The sequence below is a fragment of the endosymbiont of Galathealinum brachiosum genome, assembly GCA_003349885.1.
Lineage (GTDB): Bacteria > Pseudomonadota > Gammaproteobacteria > SZUA-229 > SZUA-229 > SZUA-229.
Window position 1 is genome coordinate 1 of record QFXC01000001.1, and the last position, 1,331, is coordinate 1,331.

A 1,331-nucleotide genomic window follows, 5' to 3' on the forward strand; every position below is an offset into this window, starting at 1 on the left:
TGTTTTAGCAAATTTTCTCATGTCCAGAGATTGCAGAGACTGGCGTGACATAATTTGCTACAATTAGTAGGCAATCGGCAGTCATTTCATGTAAAACACGTTGAAAAACAATTTTAGGAAAATATGTTTATTGAATGAAAGTTTTTTGAAGATGTTTCTGTTTGTTGGAAATGTTCGCCCCTTGTTGGTGACCCCGTAGCAACGGTCCGCGTGTCGTGTCGCAGGGTTCGATTACAAGACGTGCAACGTGATCTCGGCGTTGGATGGCCAGTCGCCCGACATCGCGCAGGGCGTGCACGAGGGCAGGCAGGAGGACGAGATCGGCGCCGGCGACCAGGGCATCATGTTCGGCTACGCGACCGACGAGACGGGCGAGTGTATGCCGCTGACGGTCGTACTCGCACACAAGCTGAACGCTCGCATCGCCGAGCTGAGGAGGAGCGGCGAGCTGGCGTGGGCGCGACCCGACTCCAAGACACAGGTAACACTGACAGCATTGAGCAGTTGGCCAATTTGTCTTTTGTGATTTCTTAATCTACAGTTACAAAAAAAAGTAGCCATTCGTAATACAGTGGAAAAGATGTTACAATATAATGTTATCATTTTCTGGACTAGCGTTATGAACTTATCATTCATAAATGTCCCTGCTTCTCCAGCATTAAAAACTGGCTGTACGTTTTTTGCATTTTATAATGTTTGACTATTTTAGCAAAAATCGTTTAAATGTTGATACCTGAAACTCACAAAATATGATGAATCGCATAGATAAGAACAAAAAATGAGGGGAAAATGTGATTTTTGCTTGGGTTTTTCATGTTGGCTGGCTTGACACTCCCTTTGGCACGTGTTTGCATTGTATGACGGTGCGCTAGACATGTTTCTGGAGATGCACAACACAAAGACAATCGAAGACAGAACGTTGCGAAGAAATATAATTTTGTTATCCTTTGTTAGAGATTCTGTTGCGGCGTCGGCCTGTCGCTAGCGGTTGCGTGACGCGCGTGCGCGCATGTTTGCAGGTGACGTGCGAGTACCGGATGCTGAAGGGCGCGTGCATCCCGTTGCGCGTGCACACGGTGGTGATCTCTCTGCAGCACTCTGACGACATCACCGTCGACGAGCTGAGACTGAGCATCAGGGAGAACGTCATCAACAAGGTGATCCCGGCTAAGTACCTCGACGAGAACACCGTCTTCCACATCCAGCCGTCCGGACGGTTCGTCATCGGCGGACCACAGGTCAGTGTCGCTGCACGACGGTCCACCGTTAAGGTCCTCTGCTCGAGCGCGGCGAAGTTGTCACGAATCTCGGTTCTACTTTCAGCCTTTCCC

The 1,331-nt window shown here is 49.1% G+C and carries 2 protein-coding genes; both read left to right on the forward strand.

From position 1 onward, the window contains the following. The first annotated feature begins 247 nt into the window (after nt 1–247). Nucleotides 248–526: a hypothetical protein gene (locus DIZ80_00005; GenBank protein RDH86431.1), complete on the forward strand. Its 279-nt coding sequence runs from the start codon at nt 248–250 to the stop codon at nt 524–526. 511 nt (nt 527–1,037) lie between these two features. Next, nucleotides 1,038–1,331, forward strand: a 294-nt coding sequence (locus tag DIZ80_00010; protein ID RDH86432.1) for a hypothetical protein, incomplete at its 3' end; no start/stop codon positions are given.